This is a genomic window from Nocardioides sp. P4_G4, from assembly GCF_056401085.1.
In genome coordinates this window covers 1-1879 of the sequence record NZ_JBFUKA010000175.1, presented here as the reverse complement: position 1 = coordinate 1879, position 1879 = coordinate 1, and the positions used below count along the sequence as shown (strand labels likewise).

Genomic DNA, 1879 nt, shown 5'->3' with positions numbered 1-1879 from the left:
GGTGTAGCCCGTCTGGCTGCCGTGGAGGTCGCTGACGATCGTGGGCAGCGCGTTGGAGACGATGGTGCTGGACAGCATCGCGACGAACATCGCGAGCAGGAGGCCGCTGAGCGCCTCCAGCACCTCACGATGCGTCATCTGGCCGGGCTGCTCCACCGGCACGGGCACGGTGGCTGACTCGGGGTGGGACACGGAAGCTCGATTCATGAGGACTATAAGGTTGCCAGAGGCAACTATATTCCGTTTCTGTCCTCCTGCCTCATCGCGAGCGCGGTGACACGGGCCACATCCCGTACGAGGGACGGCGCTGTCGGCTCCCCACTGACCGGCCCCGGACGTGCAGCGACCCGCAGGCCTGCTGCCCCTCGAGGTGTCTCCACCGGGAGGGGCCCCGGGGGATGACGTCCGGGGGCCTGCGGGTCGGGTGGCTGCAGTGGATTCGCCGGCAGCTCGTCGGCGACTAGGGCTGGTGCTGCCTAGCGGGCAGCCACCTCACTCATCCGAAAAGAACTCATTCTTCGGACCACCTCCTCTCCGTGTGACACCACCGTAGGTCGCGAACGACCTGCGGCCAAGAGGTTTTTTCCCGGGACGCTCAGGCCGTCTCGAACTGCGAGCGGTACAGAGCGGCGTACGCCCCGTCGCGGGCCAGCAGCTCGTCGTGGTCGCCCTGCTCGACGATGTCCCCGTCGCGCATCACCAGGATCAGGTCCGCGTCGCGGATCGTGGAGAGCCGGTGGGCGATGACGAACGACGTCCGGTCGGTGCGCAGCGCGGCCATCGCGTGCTGGAGCAGCAGCTCGGTGCGGGTGTCGACCGACGAGGTCGCCTCGTCGAGGATCAGCAGGTCCGGCGCCGCCAGGAAGGCACGCGCGATCGTCACCAGCTGCCGCTCCCCCGCCGAGAGGTTGGAGCCGTCCTCGTCGATGAGCGTGTCGTAGCCGTCGGGCAGCGAGTGCACGAAGCGGTCCACGAACGTCGCCTCGGCGGCCTGGTGGATCTCCGCCTCCGTCGCGTCCGGTCGGCCGTAGGCGATGTTGTCGCGGATGGTCCCGGCGAAGAGCCAGGTGTCCTGCAGGACCATGCCGATCTGCCCGCGCAGGGCGCTGCGCGGCATCGAGGTGATGTCGACGCCGTCGAGGGTGATCCGGCCTCCGGAGACCTCGTAGAAGCGCTCGACCAGGTTGACCAGGGTGGTCTTGCCGGCGCCCGTCGGACCGACGATCGCGACCGTCTGGCCCGGCCGGGCGACCAGGGAGAGGCCCGACAGGAGCGGCTGCCCGGGGTCGTAGGAGAAGGAGACGTCCTCGAAGCGCACCTCCCCGTGCCGCTCGGTGRCCGGGGAGCCGTCCCGGTCGGGCTCCTGCTCCTCGGCGTCGAGCAGCTCGAAGACGCGCTCGGCGGACGCGACGCCCGACTGCAGCAGGTTGACCATCGAGGCGACCTGGGTGAGCGGCTGGGTGAACTGGCGGGAGTACTGGATGAAGGCCTGGACGTCGCCCAGCGACATGGTGCCGCTGGCGACCCGGAGACCGCCGAGGACCGCGATGACCACGTAGTTCAGGTTGCCGACGAACATCATGATCGGCATGATCAGGCCGCTCACGAACTGGGCGCCGAACGACGCCTTCAACAGCTCGTCGTTCTCCCGCGCGAACACCCGCTCGGCCTCGCCCTGACGGCCGAAGACCTTGACCAGCGCGTGTCCGGAGAAGGTCTCCTCGATGTGCCCGTTGAGCGTCCCGGTACGCCGCCACTGCTGGACGAACATCCCTTGGGAGCGCTTCATCACCGCGCCGGCCACGATCATCGAGACCGGCACCGAGACCAGGGCCACCAGGGCGAGCACGGGCGAGATCCAGAACATCATCCCGAGCAC

1 protein-coding gene and 1 pseudogene are annotated in these 1879 nt (G+C 68.7%); both read right to left on the bottom strand.

Annotation, left to right across the window (positions count from 1 at the left end; all coding sequences use genetic code 11):
* Positions 1–207, bottom strand: a pseudogene (locus AC1DQF_RS21535) (hypothetical protein); the annotation flags it as partial.
* 388 nt (positions 208–595) lie between these two features.
* A partial coding sequence (locus AC1DQF_RS21530) for an ABC transporter ATP-binding protein (RefSeq protein ID WP_477527263.1) occupies positions 596–1879 on the bottom strand: 1284 nt, incomplete at its 5' end.